The 16689-nt window shown below is 28.8% G+C and carries 18 protein-coding genes; 1 reads left to right on the top strand and 17 read right to left on the bottom strand.

Annotation, left to right across the window (positions count from 1 at the left end):
- Window positions 1–219 precede the first annotated feature (219 nt).
- Window positions 220–483 carry a 30S ribosomal protein S20 gene (rpsT, locus tag CPJCM30710_RS03800; protein ID WP_212902841.1) on the top strand — a complete coding sequence of 88 codons (264 nt, stop codon included), beginning with the start codon at window positions 220–222 and terminating at the stop codon, window positions 481–483.
- A gap of 168 nt (window positions 484–651) precedes the next feature.
- Here the strand turns inward: rpsT and holA are convergent, their stop codons facing one another.
- The 17 genes from holA to CPJCM30710_RS03885 all read right to left on the bottom strand — a co-directional run bounded on the left by holA (window position 652) and on the right by CPJCM30710_RS03885 (window position 16649).
- Entirely contained in the window at window positions 652–1680 is a 1029-nt protein-coding gene (gene holA / locus CPJCM30710_RS03805; protein WP_212902842.1) for a DNA polymerase III subunit delta, read from the bottom strand.
- Window positions 1681–1705: 25 nt separating this feature from the next.
- Window positions 1706–3406 (bottom strand): ComEC/Rec2 family competence protein, encoded by a 1701-nt coding sequence (locus CPJCM30710_RS03810; RefSeq protein WP_212902843.1) that lies wholly within the window; start codon window positions 3404–3406, stop codon window positions 1706–1708.
- Entirely contained in the window at window positions 3399–3710 is a 312-nt protein-coding gene (locus CPJCM30710_RS03815; protein WP_212902844.1) for a hypothetical protein, read from the bottom strand. Before CPJCM30710_RS03815 ends, CPJCM30710_RS03810 begins: the two co-directional genes overlap by 8 nt.
- A 158-nt stretch (window positions 3711–3868) precedes the next feature.
- On the bottom strand, window positions 3869–4228 hold the full coding sequence (spoVAE, locus tag CPJCM30710_RS03820; protein ID WP_212902845.1) for a stage V sporulation protein AE: 360 nt from the start codon (window positions 4226–4228) through the stop codon (window positions 3869–3871).
- A 17-nt stretch (window positions 4229–4245) separates the two neighbouring features.
- Window positions 4246–5268 (bottom strand): stage V sporulation protein AD, encoded by a 1023-nt coding sequence (gene spoVAD / locus CPJCM30710_RS03825; RefSeq protein ID WP_212902846.1) that lies wholly within the window; start codon window positions 5266–5268, stop codon window positions 4246–4248.
- Window positions 5269–5282: 14 nt separating this feature from the next.
- Window positions 5283–5741: a stage V sporulation protein AC gene (gene spoVAC / locus CPJCM30710_RS03830; RefSeq protein WP_212902847.1), complete on the bottom strand. Its 459-nt coding sequence runs from the start codon at window positions 5739–5741 to the stop codon at window positions 5283–5285.
- A gap of 353 nt (window positions 5742–6094) precedes the next feature.
- On the bottom strand, window positions 6095–6850 hold the full coding sequence (gene sigF / locus CPJCM30710_RS03835; protein WP_212902848.1) for an RNA polymerase sporulation sigma factor SigF: 756 nt from the start codon (window positions 6848–6850) through the stop codon (window positions 6095–6097).
- Between the two features lie 9 nt (window positions 6851–6859).
- Window positions 6860–7291 (bottom strand): anti-sigma F factor, encoded by a 432-nt coding sequence (spoIIAB, locus tag CPJCM30710_RS03840; protein ID WP_212902849.1) that lies wholly within the window; start codon window positions 7289–7291, stop codon window positions 6860–6862.
- Window positions 7292–7304: 13 nt separating this feature from the next.
- On the bottom strand, window positions 7305–7640 hold the full coding sequence (spoIIAA, locus tag CPJCM30710_RS03845; RefSeq protein ID WP_212902850.1) for an anti-sigma F factor antagonist: 336 nt from the start codon (window positions 7638–7640) through the stop codon (window positions 7305–7307).
- Window positions 7641–7910: 270 nt separating this feature from the next.
- Window positions 7911–10220, bottom strand: a complete 2310-nt coding sequence (locus tag CPJCM30710_RS03850) for an AAA family ATPase (protein WP_212902851.1) — start codon at window positions 10218–10220, stop codon at window positions 7911–7913.
- A gap of 378 nt (window positions 10221–10598) precedes the next feature.
- On the bottom strand, window positions 10599–11273 hold the full coding sequence (gene deoC, locus CPJCM30710_RS03855; protein WP_212902852.1) for a deoxyribose-phosphate aldolase: 675 nt from the start codon (window positions 11271–11273) through the stop codon (window positions 10599–10601).
- A 93-nt stretch (window positions 11274–11366) separates the two neighbouring features.
- Window positions 11367–12317: a DUF4003 family protein gene (locus tag CPJCM30710_RS03860; protein ID WP_212902853.1), complete on the bottom strand. Its 951-nt coding sequence runs from the start codon at window positions 12315–12317 to the stop codon at window positions 11367–11369.
- A 223-nt stretch (window positions 12318–12540) separates the two neighbouring features.
- Entirely contained in the window at window positions 12541–13161 is a 621-nt protein-coding gene (locus tag CPJCM30710_RS03865; protein ID WP_212902854.1) for a cyclase family protein, read from the bottom strand.
- Between the two features lie 20 nt (window positions 13162–13181).
- Complete coding sequence (locus CPJCM30710_RS03870) at window positions 13182–14168, bottom strand: ribose-phosphate diphosphokinase (RefSeq protein ID WP_212902855.1); 987 nt, start codon at window positions 14166–14168, stop codon at window positions 13182–13184.
- A 91-nt stretch (window positions 14169–14259) separates the two neighbouring features.
- On the bottom strand, window positions 14260–15213 hold the full coding sequence (gene corA, locus CPJCM30710_RS03875; RefSeq protein ID WP_212902856.1) for a magnesium/cobalt transporter CorA: 954 nt from the start codon (window positions 15211–15213) through the stop codon (window positions 14260–14262).
- A 379-nt stretch (window positions 15214–15592) separates the two neighbouring features.
- A complete protein-coding gene (locus tag CPJCM30710_RS03880) occupies window positions 15593–16048 on the bottom strand; it encodes a hypothetical protein (RefSeq protein ID WP_212902857.1) in 456 nt (151 codons plus the stop codon).
- Window positions 16049–16259: 211 nt separating this feature from the next.
- On the bottom strand, window positions 16260–16649 hold the full coding sequence (locus CPJCM30710_RS03885; protein ID WP_212902858.1) for a PTS sugar transporter subunit IIB: 390 nt from the start codon (window positions 16647–16649) through the stop codon (window positions 16260–16262).
- Window positions 16650–16689 lie beyond the last annotated feature (40 nt).

Genomic DNA, 16689 nt, shown 5'->3' on the forward strand with positions numbered 1-16689 from the left:
TTAAACTATTATCTTTACTTTAATTTATTTTTTCCTTAAATTAAATTATTATTAGATTATGATAAGTCTTGTTATAAAATTGATTCTCTATATTTTTTAAATTTAACACTTGAATTCACTATTTATCAATGCTATAATATCTCTTGTTGAATATAAACTCGTACGCAGATTTCCCCAAAAACTGCAGAGGCCCTATTAAAATGAAGGGGGTGAACTGGAATGGCAAATATTAAATCAGCTAAGAAAAGAATAAGAGTTAGCGAAAAGAAAACTCTAGTAAATAAAATAGTAAAGTCAGCTCTTAAGACAGCTATAAAGAAGTTTGAGGTAGCTGTTGCTGCTAGCAACGCTGATGAAGCTAAAGTTTCTTTCACTGGTGCTGTTAAGGCATTAGATATGGCTGCTTCAAAGGGAGTAATCCACAAGAACATGGCTGCAAGAAAGAAGTCAAGATTAGCTGCAAAGTTAAACGCTATGGCTTAATTGATAAACCGGTCAAATTGACCGGTTATTTATTTTTGTTAAAATTTCTAATTATTTATATGGCAACAAATAAAGTTAATAGACATCAAGCCTATTAACTTTAAGTCAGATTTCACTTTATGAAATGGCAGCAAATAAGAACTTGGTGATACCAAGTTCTTATTTTAATTATACCCTTACAGTATCAATTAGCATTAATTCCATCTCTGTTTTCTTATGGAAACCAGTACTCTTTAACCTTTTCTCAGTTTCTATACAAAGCTTCATACATTGCTGAAGTTGTTTATAAGAAAATTTTTTACTCTGTCCTATAAGCTTCTCACAAACAAAAGCTGGTCTTCTTAGCTCTCTTACAAAATCTTCTTTAGTTTTTCCTTCACTTATACCAACTTTAATTTTATATAGCATTAAGAATTGACTTTCTATCAGGGAAAGTATGAGCATCATATTTTCCCCTTTGTTTAAAAGTTCATTAATAAGATCAACAGCCTTTTCAGGTCTTTTTTGAGAAATATAATCTACAAGGTCAAAAACATCATCTTCTTCCTTATTAGGAAGCATTAGAGAGATATCTCCTCTGGTAATATCTCTGCCTTGTGTATAACTTATAATTTTTTCTATTTCTCTCTCTATTATATCAAAATTATTTTCTACAGAGTCGCAGAAAAACTTTAATTCCACCTTACCTATTCTCTTACCTTTTCTTTCAAATATACTATTTACCTTTCTATAAAGCTTCTCCCCTCTTAACTTATCAGCCTTAATCAAAGTACAAGATTTATCAAGAGACATAATCTTTTTATTTTTCATTAGATTTTCTCTCTTATCATTCAATAAATAATATAAAACTAAGATACAATGCGATGGGGTATTTTTAATATATTCTGTACATTGAGAGTAAAGTTTTGCTCCTAGACTATCAGTTTTTTCTCTTAAAAAATTTGCTCTATATATAATTACTACCTTTTTATCACTCATAAAAGGTAATGTTTCACATGCATTCATTATATCCTCAAAGGTAGTACTTACTCCATCAAGTTTTATCACATTTAAGTCTTTAAAAGTTTCATCAATTACGGTATTTATGATGTTCTCCACACTTTCCTTTATTAACATCTCATCCAAACCAGCAAATATATAACAATTATCTAACTTATTATTCTTTAAATTACCTTCTAGCACCTCTAAATCAATCACAACAATCCACCTTTCAATGATGATGTTATTTTATAGCAGTCAATTTATCTTTAGATAATCTAAAGGTTATATTATTATTTTCATTAAGCTTAATTATATCATAATAGTTATCAAAAGTTTTATTTTCTTTATTTTCAGTTAAGAAATACTTCTTATCACTACATATAACCCAAAAGCTTTTTCCATTATCATTGAAAGTTATTATATTCTTTCCAACTTTAAAACTACTTTTATTATAGTTTCTTAACACCTCAGTAGGTTGAAATTCTTTTTTCATATTTTCTAAATAATATGCATTAGAGACATCAGTTAATAGTAATCTATGAAAACCATATTCTATTAATATACCTTTTTCAAATCTTGAGTTTATATATGTTAATTTAGGATAGAAGGAAAATATAGATAAAATTGCAGCTAAGGTTAAAGCAATTGGCATTAGTTTAAATCTATCAAAGCCTTTTTTTGTCATAAAGAAACATATTAATACGGAACAGTAATGATAACAAATAATCGAATTCATATAAACTATAGGCAAAGAAAACCAGTTAATGATAGTTATTCCACCATTTAGTGCAATAAGTAAAATTTTCAATCCATAACAGCATAGATTAAATAACAGTGGATTCCATATAACCACCAACGCTATATTTCCAAGTATTACAATCCCAGTAAATATAGGTAAAATCAACAAGTTTCCCCATAAAAAGTTAGGGGAAAAAGTATTTATAGTCAATATTACTACTGGAAAAGTAAAAACTTGTGCTGAAAGTGAAATACTTATAGTATTATTAATATATTCTGGAAACATATAGAGTTTTCTCCTTAGTATTTCATAGAAAAGTATTATTCCTAGAGTTGAAAGATAAGAGAGTATAAATCCTAGATCATAAATATAATATGGTTTATAGAAAATAAGTAATAGTGCAGAAAAACATAACGATGATATTGCATCATAATTTCTATAAAGTTTCTTTGAAAACTTTAATATAGCTATCATTATAAATGCTCTTAATGTAGGTGGCTTTCCCCCTGTAAAAATTAGATAAAAGAAACTTATAACTAAGGTTATCTTAAATCCTAAAACCTTTTCAAGTAAGGTATATAATACTGCAAGGTGAAATCCCGAAACTGAAATAACATGAACTATCCCAAGTTTATTCATTTCCTCATTCTGCTCTTTTTTTAAATAAGTTGTATTTCCGAAAGAAGATGAAGAAACAATAGCTGCACCCTCTTCTCCTAATTTATCTTTGAGTTTAGAATAGATATTTTCTTGAAAAGAAAATATCTGAAAATATATCCCCTCATTAAGTTTAGTGTACTTATTTATATATATGGTACCAATTATACCTTCTTCTATTTTTCTATCCTTTTTGAAGCTTCCATGGACAAGATAATTAGTTCCTTCTTGTACATTGGGAATTTTGCCTGATAAATATACTTTTCTTCCCTCATACTCCACAACACTCTTTTTTGTATCGGTTACCTTTATATTAAAGTCTTTAATATCAGTTATATCTATAGAGTAATAGTTCCAAGAGTTCATAAACGCACAACAAAAGAATACTAAGATTATTATTGTTAGTTTTTTATTTGATATAAGCATATGAAGTGAAAAAAATGATGCAGCTAGAAAAGCTGCACCTAGAAGAGTATAATTTATCACATTAAAGCAAAAAGAACCAACTACAACGCTAATAAGAATGTTTATTAATGGTTTATTCATACTGAACTTTTGTTGAAATATTCTCATTAGAAATTAGGTCTGGTACCTCATATAAATTTCTGTCTCCAACCATACTATAATCTACATCCACTGTAATTCTTACAGTATTGGAAGCTGTAATAAGCTCAATATTTTTTACATTTGGCATACCCTCTCGTGATCTTAATTGAAAATAATTATCTACTAAGTCCTTTGCACTATCAAAATTTAATGAATTATAAGAAAAAAAGTAATCTTCTTGAGGTATACTCAAGTGTACTGTATTACTTCCTTTTATTAGCGTTTCATTTACATTGTTGAACATATGACCACCTCCATAGTGCTTATTGTTCCCTTTTTATCGCTAATAATTCAAATAAAATGTATAAACTTAGAAAAAATTTATAATATTATCCTAATTTTCAGCTAGAAATATTCTTATAATTAAATAGGTATAAAACAAATAATTTAAAAACTTTTACACTATGATTTGGTTTTAGGATTAAATATAAGTGCCATTATATATCCAAAAAAGATTACTGCAGCTATCCCTCCTGCTGTTCCCTTTATTCCTCCAGTAAAAATACCTATTACGCCCTGTTCTTTTACTTCTTTTATAGTTGATTTAGCTAAGGCAAAACCAAATCCCGGAAGAGGGACTGTAGCTCCCGCTCCTCCTATCTCAACAACCTTATCGTATATATTTAAGGCTCCTAAAATTGTTCCTGCAGTTACAAAAGCAACTAAAATTCTCCCTGGAGTAAGCTTTGTCTTATCCATAAGAATCTGAGCAATCACACATATTAATCCTCCTACTATAAATGCTGATATGTAACTTTTCATCTATATACCTCCAAAATTTAGTCATACTCTATTGCTACTGCATGAGCAATACCTGGTATGGTTTCTCCCTGAAGTGATGAAGTAGTACTCATTAAAGCACCAGTGGAAACTAAAAGCATTCGTTTTATATCCTTATCTAACATTTGTTTATATAAATAACCACAAGTTACTACTGCTGAACACCCACAACCACTACCTCCAGAATTAGTTTTTTGCCTTTCATGATCAAAAATTATTGCACCACAATCTATATATACATTTTTAACATTATATCCATATTCCCAAAGAAGGTCTTCAGTTATTTTCTTACCTACTAATCCTAAATCTCCTGTTGCAATCACATCATAATCTTTTGGACTTCTTCCTGTATCCTTAAAGTGTTTATATATAGTATCTACTGCCGCTGGCGCCATAGCTGCTCCCATGTTATTAGCATCTTTAATTCCATAATCCTTTACTTTTCCTGTAGTGACATAAGTAACGTAAGGTTTATTGCCCTCATGCGAAAGAAGCATTGCTCCTGAACCAGTTACTGTCCATTGAGCAGTTTCACTTCTCTGACTACCATATTCTAATGGAAATCTAAACTGTCTTTCAGCAGCACTAAAATGTGATGAAGTAGAGGCTATAACATAATCTGCATACCCTCCATCCATTATTAACGAAGCTAATCCTAAAGATTCAGCCATCGTAGAACAAGCTCCATAAAGTCCGAAAAAAGGTATATTAACATCTCTAGCAGCAAAATTTGAAGAAGTAAGCTGATTTAGAAGATCCCCTGCAAAAAGATAATCTATATTTTCTTCTCTTAAATTAGCCTTCTTAATGGTGTCTTTTATTGCCCTATACATCATACTACTTTCAGCTTTCTCAAAACTTTCTTCACCATACATATCATCTTTTAAAATTAAATCAAAATATTCCCCTAAAGGTCCATCTCCTTCTTTAGGTCCTACTATACTTGTTGTTGTAATTATTTTAGGGGGATTTTGGAGTTTAACAGTCTGCTTTCCAATCCTTTTATTTGATCTACTACCCATAATACCACCCTCATTTATCCTAATATAGACATTATATAATATACAATTCCTACTATAACAGATGTTCCTATACCATAGACAAGTACCGGACCTGCTATAGTGAACATCTTTGCAGCTACACCAAAAATAAAACCCTCTTTTTTAAACTCAATTGCTGGTGAAACTATGGCATTAGCAAAGCCTGTGATTGGTACAACTGTCCCTGCTCCAGCAATGGTAGCGAGCTTATCATATATTCCTATACCTGTTAAAAGTGCTCCTAAGAAAACCATTATTATTGATACAAAGGTTGATACCTTCTCTATTGGAATTCCCCAACTTAACAATGTGTTAGTGAAAAATTGTCCAATATCACAAATTAATCCTCCAATAATAAAAGCATTTATACAATTCTTTAAAAGCTTAGGTTTAGGTTCGGCCTCTGCAGATAATTTTTGAAACTTGTTTTTTATTTTAGCTTCTTTGATATCCATATTTATACATCCTCATATCTATATTTATACATACTCCTATCATAATTTTGTGTAAATACACAAACTAATCATTAAATTTATTTATGCTTATATTATTATCTGTAAAAATAGGTATGAGTTATTCAACATTATGTAGAACAAATATATTGGAGTTGTCGATTTTTTTTACGCATCTGCCTTTCCGAACACATGTGAGGAAAAATTGGCAGGCGAACTATATTTTATTTTTTACTCTTTAGGTGTCGTAATTAAACAGGCTGTCCTAAATTACATTTTCAAGTTATCCACAATTCTTTAATTTTATAACTGGTCTAAAGAGTAAAAAAGCGGATGGATACAACCCAACCGCTTTGTCACTCAGTAAGCTTTTTCTTCATTTCTTTAAGAACCTTTTTTTCTATTCTAGAGACTTGTACCTGGCTTATTCCCAACATCTTTGCTACTTGTATCTGAGTTTTATCCTTAAAGTAACGAAGCATAATAATCTGTCTTGATTTTGCATCAAGACTTTTTAATGCGTCTTTAAGAGCAATTTTATTAATCATGTCTGAATCTTCTTCACTATTTTCTGATAACTTATCTATTAAAAGAACAGGAGAACCATCATCTTGATGTATAGTGTCATAAAGATATTGCATACCATTAGACGATTCAAGTGCAAAAACTATATCTTCTTTACTAACTCCAGAGAATTGTGCTAACTCTTCTACAGTTGGATCTCTATCTAGCTTTTTTGTAAGTTCTTCTTTATCAAAATGAAGCTTTCTTGCTAAAGTTTTTGTATTTCTACTAACCTTAATAAATCCATCATCTCTTAGAAATCTTTTTATTTCACCTATAATCATCGGAACAGCATAGGTAGAGAACTTTACATTAAAAGAAGTATCAAAATTATTTATCGCTTTTACCAACCCAATAGAACCTATCTGAAATATATCTTCATAATCGTACCCTCTGTTCAAAAACTTTCTACTTATTGAAGACACTAAAGGGAGATTTATTTCTATAAGCTTATTCATAGCATCACTACTACCAGCTTGGGCTAACTTAATAAGCTCTGCATTGTTATCGTAATTAAATTCTTCTTTATTAAAATTACTTTTATCCATATAATTCACCTAGCTTACCGTTTTAAATTTTTTCTTCATCACTACCTTAGTTCCTTTTCCCCTTTCACTAAACACCTCTAAACTATCCATAAAGGTTTCCATTACTGTAAATCCCATTCCTGATCTTTCAAGATCAGGTCTAGAAGTATACAAAGGCATCATTGCCTGTTCTAAATCATCTATACCAGTTCCTTTATCTTCTACAGTAATTGTGATCTCTTCATTCAAAAGAGTAGCTTCAATAATAACTATTCCGTCCTCTTTTTCATCATACCCATGTATTATTGAATTTGTAACAGCTTCTGATACTGCAGTCTTTACATCTGTTATTTCCTCTATTGTAGGATCTAATTGAGATACAAAAGCTGCAACAGCTACTCTAGCGAAACCCTCATTTTGGGATTTACTAAGAAACTCTATCTTAATCTTATTTTCCACCATCTTGACCCCTCCATTAAATGCAACTTACTGCCTCATCTAAGTTATTGTAATAATTTATTATTTTAAACATACCGGACAGTTCAAATACTCTTTTTAAATTATTATTTACAGAAATAACAGAGACTGTGCCTTTTCTTAAAGATAGCTTTTTATATCTTCCTATTACTACCCCAATACCAGAACTATCCATAAATGTAACACCTGAAAAATCAAAAATTATATTTTTTACATTTTCTCTATCAATTCTATCATCAATTTTTACTCTAACTTCTTCAGCACTATGATGGTCTAACTCTCCTATTAAGATTACAACTAAATTATCTTGTATTTTATTAAACTTTAAATGCATACGCCTTTACTCTAAAGTGATTTAGAGTAATTCACCTCCTTTTCCTTCACAATGCCTATTTTACCTTCTTTTTCCATAATTTTAACACAATAAATCGTGTATAGTCAAACAAATTTATCATAAAATTCAATATTATGGAATAAGATCATTATGTTTAGTATTAGATGTATAAAAGAAAGCTAATCATGTATTAAACCTATTAAATTTGAGCCAGATTTCACTTCATAAAATAACAACAAATTAAGGGGGTGATTCTAAATCCCCCCTTAATTATTCTCTATTATTCATTAAATAAAGCTCAAGTTCTTTTTTAATTGATATTAGGACATCCTCTGTAGTTATATCACCTGTTAAGAGAACTTGAAGAGCATCATTCAAACTTTTCATGGTATAGATATGAAATTGTCCCTTCTTAACAGCTTCTTCTACCTCCGGAACTAATATCAATTCATCTTTATTGGCATAAGGTATAAGCACACCTTTATCCTCAATATTATGAATCAATTTACAAACCTTAAAGAAACCCTCTATCTTTTCATTTACACCTCCTATAGGTTGAACTTCTCCAAATTGATTTAAAGAACCAGTGACTGCTATATTTTGATTAATAGGAATTTTACTTAAAGCAGATATCATACTTACAATTTCTGCTACTGAAGCACTATCTCCTTCAAGCATTCCATAAATTTGTTCAAAACTTACATAAAAATCTACTGGTATTCTATTATAAGGATCTAAGAAACTATTCAAAAGCCCTCTTAATATGTTTATAGATTTACAATGAATATTTCCACTTAGATTACTTTCTCTCTGTGTATCTATGATTCGTCCACTACCTTTGCAGCATATGCAAGTTATTCTTGTTGGCTTTCCAAAACTATAGTAACCTGTATCAATTACTGATAATCCATTTACACTACCCACTAATTTTGAAGTTACATCAACTAATATTTTTTTATCTTTATATAGATCCATAATTTCCTTTTCAATTAATTCTGAGCTATAAGCTACTGATATTATTTCATTACTTCCTATTATTCTCTTATCTCTCTTTTTTGCAATATTATTAGCAAGCATTAAAAGCTTATCTATTTCATAATCATCAATGTATAGTTTTTTCTTATTTCCTGCCTTTCTTGATAAGTATTTTGCTACCTCATTAATACCATCAATAGATATTTCAAATAAATTATTCTTATCACTTATATCTTTAATAATAGATATAAGTGAAGCTTTAATATTATCTGTAATACTATCTGTAATACTAACATAAGGGTTATATTCAGCCTTAATTCTAAAAAGCTTCTTAAAGTCCTCATCATAAGTATAAAGTATATCGAAAGTTTCATAATCTCCAATAATAACTACCTTTAAATTTATATCTATTGGATTTGGCTTTAAACCATTAAGTGCTAAGAACTCAAGATATCCTCTGTTATAATCATAGCTTACTTTATTAGCCATAAGCGTTTTTCTTAAATAATAATAACTACCTGGATTATTCACAAGCGAACTTGCTCTAATTATCAAACATCCTTCATTTGCATTTAATATCGAACCTGAAGTAATCAATGACACATCTGTAGAATATGCTCCATTATGAGTTTCATACTCTATAGTTCCAATCAGGTTACTTATACTTGGATCCTCTTCAAATATTACTCGTGGATGATCATACTCTTGATTATCTACTATAACATTAACAGCAAACTTGTTTATAATATCATTTATCTTATCCTCATCTTCCTCAAAGTTCATAGAATATCCTTCAATTACTTCTTTTTCTATAACTGAAAACATACCCTCAAAATAATCTAAAGCTTCCTTATCTAAAGTAAATTCTTCTATTATATCTTCTTTAATATCACTTGATTCTTCAATTAGATATCTTTCAAGTATTTTTTTAATTTTTTCAATAGAATTAAGTTCTATATCCTTAAGCTGTTCTAAGACATCCTCTGCCCCAGTCTTAAGTTTGCCAGCCTTTGTTATTATTTCATCTTTAGACTGCTGCTCTAAGTTTTCATAATCTTTTTCTGTCATAGCTTCCCCTTCTTTAAGAGGAATAAAAGCAAATCCTGAATTGGTAGTCTTAACGTCAAATCCCTCACTTTTAGCCAGCTCTACCAAACCACTTATATAATCACTTCTCTTTTTCTGTATTTCATCAATTATATCTTCCTTTTCTTTATTTGAAGAAGAATTATAGAAAGTAAAAATTTTATCGAAATAAAAATTTTTAACAGCTTCGACCCTTTCTTTAAAAGCTTTTCCTCTTCCGTTGCTTAAAAATAAAGGTTTCGGATACCTTGTATCATCATAAGTAATATAACAAATATCCTTAGGTGCTTCTCTACTTTTTAAAATACCATCTATATAATTTATGATATTTGTAAGTTTCTCTTTAGAAAATGTATCGACTAGATAGATGTTAAATCCTTCCCTATCTATACTTAGGCCAGTTTCAATATTTTTATATACGTCACAGTATTCAGGTATTAAATTTTTACTTTTGCTTGCTATTTGTCCTGTAAAATCGATTGTGTATACAACTTCTTGTGGAGTTAACTCTCTTTTCATAAAATCCCACTCAAAAATTGCAAAGGGCAAGCCTTACCTCAATTTGTTAGAGCAGTTCCCTCCTCCATATAGTAATCTATTATATTAATATTCGATTTTCTTCAATTTAAGTATTTTTTTTAATCTTTTGTTTCACCAAATTTCCCTATAAATTAACTATTTTAAAATACAATAGCTTAAATAAAGCTTACCAGGTATCGAGCTTAATTAGCTTTAGTCTGATTTTTACTTCGTGAAATGACAGCATATAAAAAAGTCCATTACGTGAATTGTGTTATAAGTTATCTACAACTTGACGATTTTATAATTTCCTATGAAACAAAAAACAGCTTTTAAAATTAAGAATTATACTTAACTTTAAAAGCTGAATATTAGTTTTTAGTAAGTTGAGTTTGACTTCTTTCCTTCACATATAGCAATTGAAGCTGAAGCCCCTATTCTAGTAGCACCACTTTCTATTACAGCTAATGCCTCCTCATAGCTTCTTACTCCTCCTGAAGCTTTAACACCAAGCTCTGACCCAACAGTTTCCCTCATAAGTTTTATATCCTTTGGAGTTGCTCCACCCGTTGAGAATCCTGTAGAAGTCTTAACAAAATCTGCTCCTGCTTCTTTTGCAAGTTTACAAGCTATAATCTTTTCTTCATCAGTAAGAAGGCACGTTTCTATTATAACCTTTGTTAAAGTCATACTCTTTGCAGCATCTACTACTGCTCTTATATCTTCTCTTACATAATCATAATCTTTTTCCTTAAGCTTTCCTATATTTATAACCATATCAACTTCAGTTGCACCATTTTGTATGGCATCTTTAGTTTCAAAAACCTTTACTGCTGAAGTATTTGCTCCTAAAGGAAAACCTATAACAGTACATACCTTTACTTCACTATCTTTTAGAAGCTTTGCCGCTAATACTACATTTATTGGATTTACGCAAACAGATGCAAAATTATATTCAAGAGCATCTTTGCATAGTTTTCTTATTTGCTCTGATGTAGCTTCTGGCTTAAGAAGTGTATGATCTATCATTCTTGCCAGTTTATTTTTATCCATAGTTGCCTCCTTAAATTATAGAATATACATAAACAATATCATTATGAACTTTTAGATTTTTTAGTCTATAATGACCTCTTCTTTAATAAATCTTTAATTAATTGAAGATATTAATCCCTGCTGCTGATTTAATAAAGTATAGTTAATAGTTAAGGCAATTATTGAATTTATAAACTTATTACCTTTTATGTGATAAAAAATACTAATAGCCATTGAGAGTATTAATCTAAAACTTCTATCCATAAAAAAACTGTACTCTGGATATTCACATAGGTAACTGTTAATTTTCTTAACTTCTTTAATAAAAATATTAATATTATCACTTACTACTGCTCCAAGTCCTACTATTGCAGTATGCTGTGGCTGTACTTTACCACCCATTTTTTCTACATTTTTTAATATATCTATCGACTTTTGCAAATTAACTTTCCAGTTAATAAAATCTATACATAGTATATTAGCTAGAGTTTGCGCACCATTATTTGTAGTAAGCCCCTCTGAAGTTACTCTATTAAAGGAGGAATCTATTACATTAATATAGATGTCACTATTCATATCTATTACAACAAGCAATGCACAAAGAACATAATCATCTACTGAAGTAACATTCTTATACTTTTTCTTAATAAGAGAGTAAATTTCATACATTTTTTTAGAAGCTTTCTCTATTTCGTTGTCATTAAAGTATTCTGTTAAAACCCATATACCTATGGATAGATATGAACTTTCAACGAACCCTTCTTCCTTTAATCTTTCTTCCCATGTAAGTATTCTCTTAAATCTAATTTCCCAATTCTCTTCAATAGATAAAAGTATAGATAACATATAAAGAGTATCTCCTCTAAAACTTGAGAACCAGATAGTATTTTCCTTAATGTATTTTCTTATGTGCCTTATCTTCTTAGAATTGATTTCCTTATCAGAATTTGTAAAAATCAATGCAGCAAAATGATTCATATAAAGCCCATCATATTTTAATTCTTCTTCGCACCTTCTATAATTGTTAATCATGTTGTCTATTTTATATTTAAGCCTATAGTCCATATAAACCCTCTTCCCCTGTAAAATTATCATATAATAAGTTATTTAATAACCCTTATCTTAAATTCTAATCTTACAAAGCAATAAGGTCAATTAACAAATTGTTACTAAAATATTAAATTAAAGCGGAGCTTTCTATAGTTATAGATAAACAAATTCTTAATCAATTAATTTACTGCTATTTCACAAAGTGAAATCTAGCTAAAACTGATTTAAAACCCTTTATTTATAAAGTTCTTGCGACAACCCTTAAAATAGATGAATCTGCTTTAATTTTTAATGGAAATGCAATAACTTCAAAATTGTCTATTGATATTAGTTGTTCAAGATTTGTTAAGTTCTCTAATATTAGAATATTATTATCAAATAACTTTTTATGAATCTCAAAGGGATCTTTATCTGGAGAAGGTGAATCTATTCCAACAAGTTTTACCTTCTTTTCCACAAACAACTCCACCAATTCCATATCTATAATTGGATGTTGTTCAAAATATTTATCTGTTCCGAATATCCTATTAAATCCAGTATAAAGTAAAACAATACTATTCTCTGTAATTTTTTCTTTATATTCGTCTTTTAATTTTATTAATGATTGATTTCTTACATCTATTACACAACCATTACCAATAAAATTCTCTAATGGAAATTGATATATATATTCTTCTCTATCGGTTAAATGCATAGGGGAATCTATATGTGTTCCAGAATGCATTGAAATCTCCAATCTATGATTATTAAACTTATCAATTTTTAAAAATTGTGTTTGATATAGTTTTGTTTGTTCATCTCCAGGATAAACTGACATACAATCATTAATCAAATGAGTTAAATCTACTATTCTTTCCATTTCTTCTCCTAATTAAATATCTACTTATAGATTGAATACTCAAAAACTTTTTGTGGAATTTTTTCAAATAATGAACTTATTGATTTTCTATCACGCATCCTTAATATCCCTTCAGCAAACAAAGGCGCAACTGATACTATTTTAATTTTTTCTGACAGTAGCACATTATTATTATTAACCGAATTTGTGCTAATCAATAAATCAATTGGACTATTCTCAATTTTTTCTACACCAGATTGATTTATTAAAAGATGAGATGAACAAGCGTATATATTTTTCGCTCCTCTTTCCTTTAAACCATTTGCTAGATTTACTAGAGTACTGCCCGATGCTGTAAAATCATCTACTATTAATGCATTTTTTCCTTTTATATTTCCTACAATTTCTAATACCACACCATTTTTTTCGTATAACCTTTGAGTTTTATAACCTATAGTGAGAGTTGTATCAAAATAATCAGCATACTTCCTAGCTTGTTTAACAAATCCAGCCCCTGAAGAAACAACTACTAAATTATCCAACTCTAATTTATTAACATACTCTGCTAAAACAGGTAATGCAAAAAAGTTATCTAAGGGCTTTTTAAAGAAACCGTGCATATGAACACTATGTAAATCCATTGTTACTATTCTGTCAGCACCTGCTAATTCAATACACCCTGCACAAACTTTTGCTCTAATAGATACTCGTGGTTCTTCTTCTTTATCTCCTTTTGAATACCCAAAATAGGGTATTATTGCTGTTATTGAATTAGCACTAGCTCTTTTTAATGCATCAATCCAAAATAATATTTCTGTAAATTCATCATTAGGATTTACTCCAATTGATTGAACAATATATACATCCTTACCTCTAACAGTCTCATCAACCCTAACGAATATATTTCCATTAGATGATTTAGTCACCTCTGATTTTCCTATTTCTATTCCTAAGTAGTTGCACATTTCTTTAGCAAAAACAGCACCTGTACTACCTCCAAGAATTTTAATCTCTCCATTATTCAACATAAATTTTCCCCTTCTATATCTAATACTTTATATTACAAGTATATCATATTCCTTTTAATTCTTATCATAGCTTTAAACTACTTATACAAATCTATATATCAAACCACCCTTTTCGTTTAAACCAATAAAACATTACTATACCGATAATAGCCATTACTAACAAAACTCCAGGATAACCGTATTTCCAGCTAAGTTCTGGCATATATTCAAAATTCATTCCATAAACGCCTACAATAAATGTTAATGGTATAAAAATAGTTGTTATAACAGTTAAAACCATCATATTTTTATTCATACGAGTTGAATTTATTGATAAATAGTTATCACGCATATCAGAAGTCATTTCTCTACTTGATTCAATCATACTTGAAAGTTTAAGTAGATGATCATGAATATCTGAAAAATATAACTTATGTTCTTTAAAGCCATAAAGTCTTTCAGAATTTACTATTCTATATACTAAATCACGCATAGAGTTTATTATTTTTCTTAATTTAATTAAATCACCTCTTATCTTGAATACTTCATCAATTAATCTATGAAGAGATTGTCCCTCAATATTACTTTCAATATTATTTATTCTATCTTCAATCTTATAAATTGCTGGAAAAAACTGATCAACTACTTTATCCAATATTTGATGAGCAATATAAGTAGATCCCTTATTCCAATCTTTTTCATTCATTATTGCTCTTTTCCATGCCTCATCTATTTCGTTTAATTCAATACTGTGATAAGATACTATATAATTATCACTCACAAATAGAGACACTTCTATTGGATCTAAATTCTCTTGATTTAAAGCATTAAGAATAACGAAATTATAATTATCATAATAATCTAGCTTAGGACTATTTAGTGAAAAAAGACAATCTTCTATAGATAAATGATGAAAGTGAAAATTTTTTTCCAAAAACTTTATCTCTTCTTGGCTAGGGACACTAAAATCTACCCAAAACCAACTTAAATCATATTTTGATAGTTCCTCTAGAGATAAATTATAAATTGGTTTTAAATCCTTTGTTATAGCTAATATTCTAATCAAATAAATTCATCCTTTCTTTATATTACATTTATATTATTACTATATATTGTAGCTATTTCCATTACACTATTATTTATAAAAAATTATATTATTGTATAAAAATATTTTAATAATTATCTAACCACAAAAAATAATAGCGAAAGACTATCAAACTCTTTTGCTCGTATCAAATTTTACTTTGGTATATTGAAATAAAAATAAAAACACCCACTAAAAGATATACAACTTCATAACCAAATTTACAATTCGTGAAAAAGCATTGTATGTTGAGGCTATTTTCATGAATTATTTAAGAATTGAAGTTCTATATCTTTAATTAGTGAGTGTCTCAATTAAGTAATTTTGTTGCTTATAAAATTGTTTATTTATAACAAAGACTTCATGCCATCTTTAAACTTTCTTGTAACTCCTCTATAGAGTTGAACTGCATTACTTTCTTCATTACATAACTTAATTCATCAACTTTATTCATCTTTTGAATCTGCTGAATAATTCCATCCACATCCACATCTCCATATTTATGCTTTATACATTCTATTATTAAACCCTGAACTTGATATAAATTTGCATTAGAATTTTCACTTAATGCTGCTATTAGAACACTTACTATTCCTAAACCAACTCCCGCCTCTAAAAATTTAGTGAAGTTTCGAATAATTACATTCACTCCTATCTGCGAAATTTGTTCAATATATCCCTTTTGTATTAAGTCCCGTGTTATTACATTAATTCCTATTTCAAATATTTCTTCTATGTATCCTTTTTCGATTAGGTCTTTTACTGCTTTAGCACAACTTTTCCCTAAAATTTTTATTAACGTTCTCTCTAAACCCATATTTAACGTTAACCCTTGTAAATTAATTACTATTAATATGATATTTGCATTAAGCTGATAATATAACATATTATCATTATTCAATATAATAAATCTGGTAGCTAATTATTATATTAAATTTTAGTTATATTTTACTTTATGAAATAGCAATAAACAAAAAAAGAGACAGCAATCTAATGATCAGTCTCTTGTATTTTTAAATTATTTTTCGTTAAAGCTCAATATAATTTAATATCTCGGCTATAAGATCCTGATCACTAGTTCTGGATAAAACGTTTATATTTAAGGATCCTACTTTAATTTTTGTATTTTTTAGATTTTCCTTAAATTCTTTTAGCTTATTTTTTATTTGCGGAGATAGCAATAATAAATCTATCTTTTCTTTAATAGCTTCAATAATATCATTGTTAAGTATCTTTTCTTGTGCAAAAATAAATGTTATGCTTTTTTCAGTATCATTTACGTTTATCCTTCCTTTTACAAAACTGTCTAATGAACCAAATTCTGAGTCTATACCAAGCTTTCTACAAGCTTTAGCTAACTTATAAGCTGCAACACTTGAAGTAGCACTTTCCTTACATAATATTAAAACAACTTTCATACAATAGCCACCTAAAATTAATTCACTATATTATATTCTT

It is taken from the genome of Clostridium polyendosporum, from assembly GCF_018332455.1.
Classification (GTDB): Bacteria; Bacillota; Clostridia; order Clostridiales; family Clostridiaceae; genus Clostridium_AY; species Clostridium_AY polyendosporum.

Coding starts and splice junctions, on each gene's coding strand:
- rpsT (WP_212902841.1), top strand. CDS start 220: ATGGCAAATATTAAATCAGCTAAGAAAAGAATAAGAGTTAGCGAAAAG.
- spoVAD (WP_212902846.1), bottom strand. CDS start 5,268: ATGGGTAGTAGATCAAATAAAAGGATTGGAAAGCAGACTGTTAAACTC.
- deoC (WP_212902852.1), bottom strand. CDS start 11,273: ATGGATAAAAATAAACTGGCAAGAATGATAGATCATACACTTCTTAAG.
- CPJCM30710_RS03865 (WP_212902854.1), bottom strand. CDS start 13,161: ATGGAAAGAATAGTAGATTTAACTCATTTGATTAATGATTGTATGTCA.
- CPJCM30710_RS03870 (WP_212902855.1), bottom strand. CDS start 14,168: ATGTTGAATAATGGAGAGATTAAAATTCTTGGAGGTAGTACAGGTGCT.
- CPJCM30710_RS03810 (WP_212902843.1), bottom strand. CDS start 3,406: ATGAATAAACCATTAATAAACATTCTTATTAGCGTTGTAGTTGGTTCT.
- CPJCM30710_RS03885 (WP_212902858.1), bottom strand. CDS start 16,649: ATGAAAGTTGTTTTAATATTATGTAAGGAAAGTGCTACTTCAAGTGTT.
- CPJCM30710_RS03860 (WP_212902853.1), bottom strand. CDS start 12,317: ATGGACTATAGGCTTAAATATAAAATAGACAACATGATTAACAATTAT.
- sigF (WP_212902848.1), bottom strand. CDS start 6,850: ATGGATAAAAGTAATTTTAATAAAGAAGAATTTAATTACGATAACAAT.
- CPJCM30710_RS03815 (WP_212902844.1), bottom strand. CDS start 3,710: ATGTTCAACAATGTAAATGAAACGCTAATAAAAGGAAGTAATACAGTA.
- CPJCM30710_RS03850 (WP_212902851.1), bottom strand. CDS start 10,220: ATGAAAAGAGAGTTAACTCCACAAGAAGTTGTATACACAATCGATTTT.
- CPJCM30710_RS03880 (WP_212902857.1), bottom strand. CDS start 16,048: ATGGGTTTAGAGAGAACGTTAATAAAAATTTTAGGGAAAAGTTGTGCT.
- spoIIAB (WP_212902849.1), bottom strand. CDS start 7,291: ATGGTGGAAAATAAGATTAAGATAGAGTTTCTTAGTAAATCCCAAAAT.
- spoVAE (WP_212902845.1), bottom strand. CDS start 4,228: ATGAAAAGTTACATATCAGCATTTATAGTAGGAGGATTAATATGTGTG.
- spoIIAA (WP_212902850.1), bottom strand. CDS start 7,640: ATGCATTTAAAGTTTAATAAAATACAAGATAATTTAGTTGTAATCTTA.
- spoVAC (WP_212902847.1), bottom strand. CDS start 5,741: ATGGATATCAAAGAAGCTAAAATAAAAAACAAGTTTCAAAAATTATCT.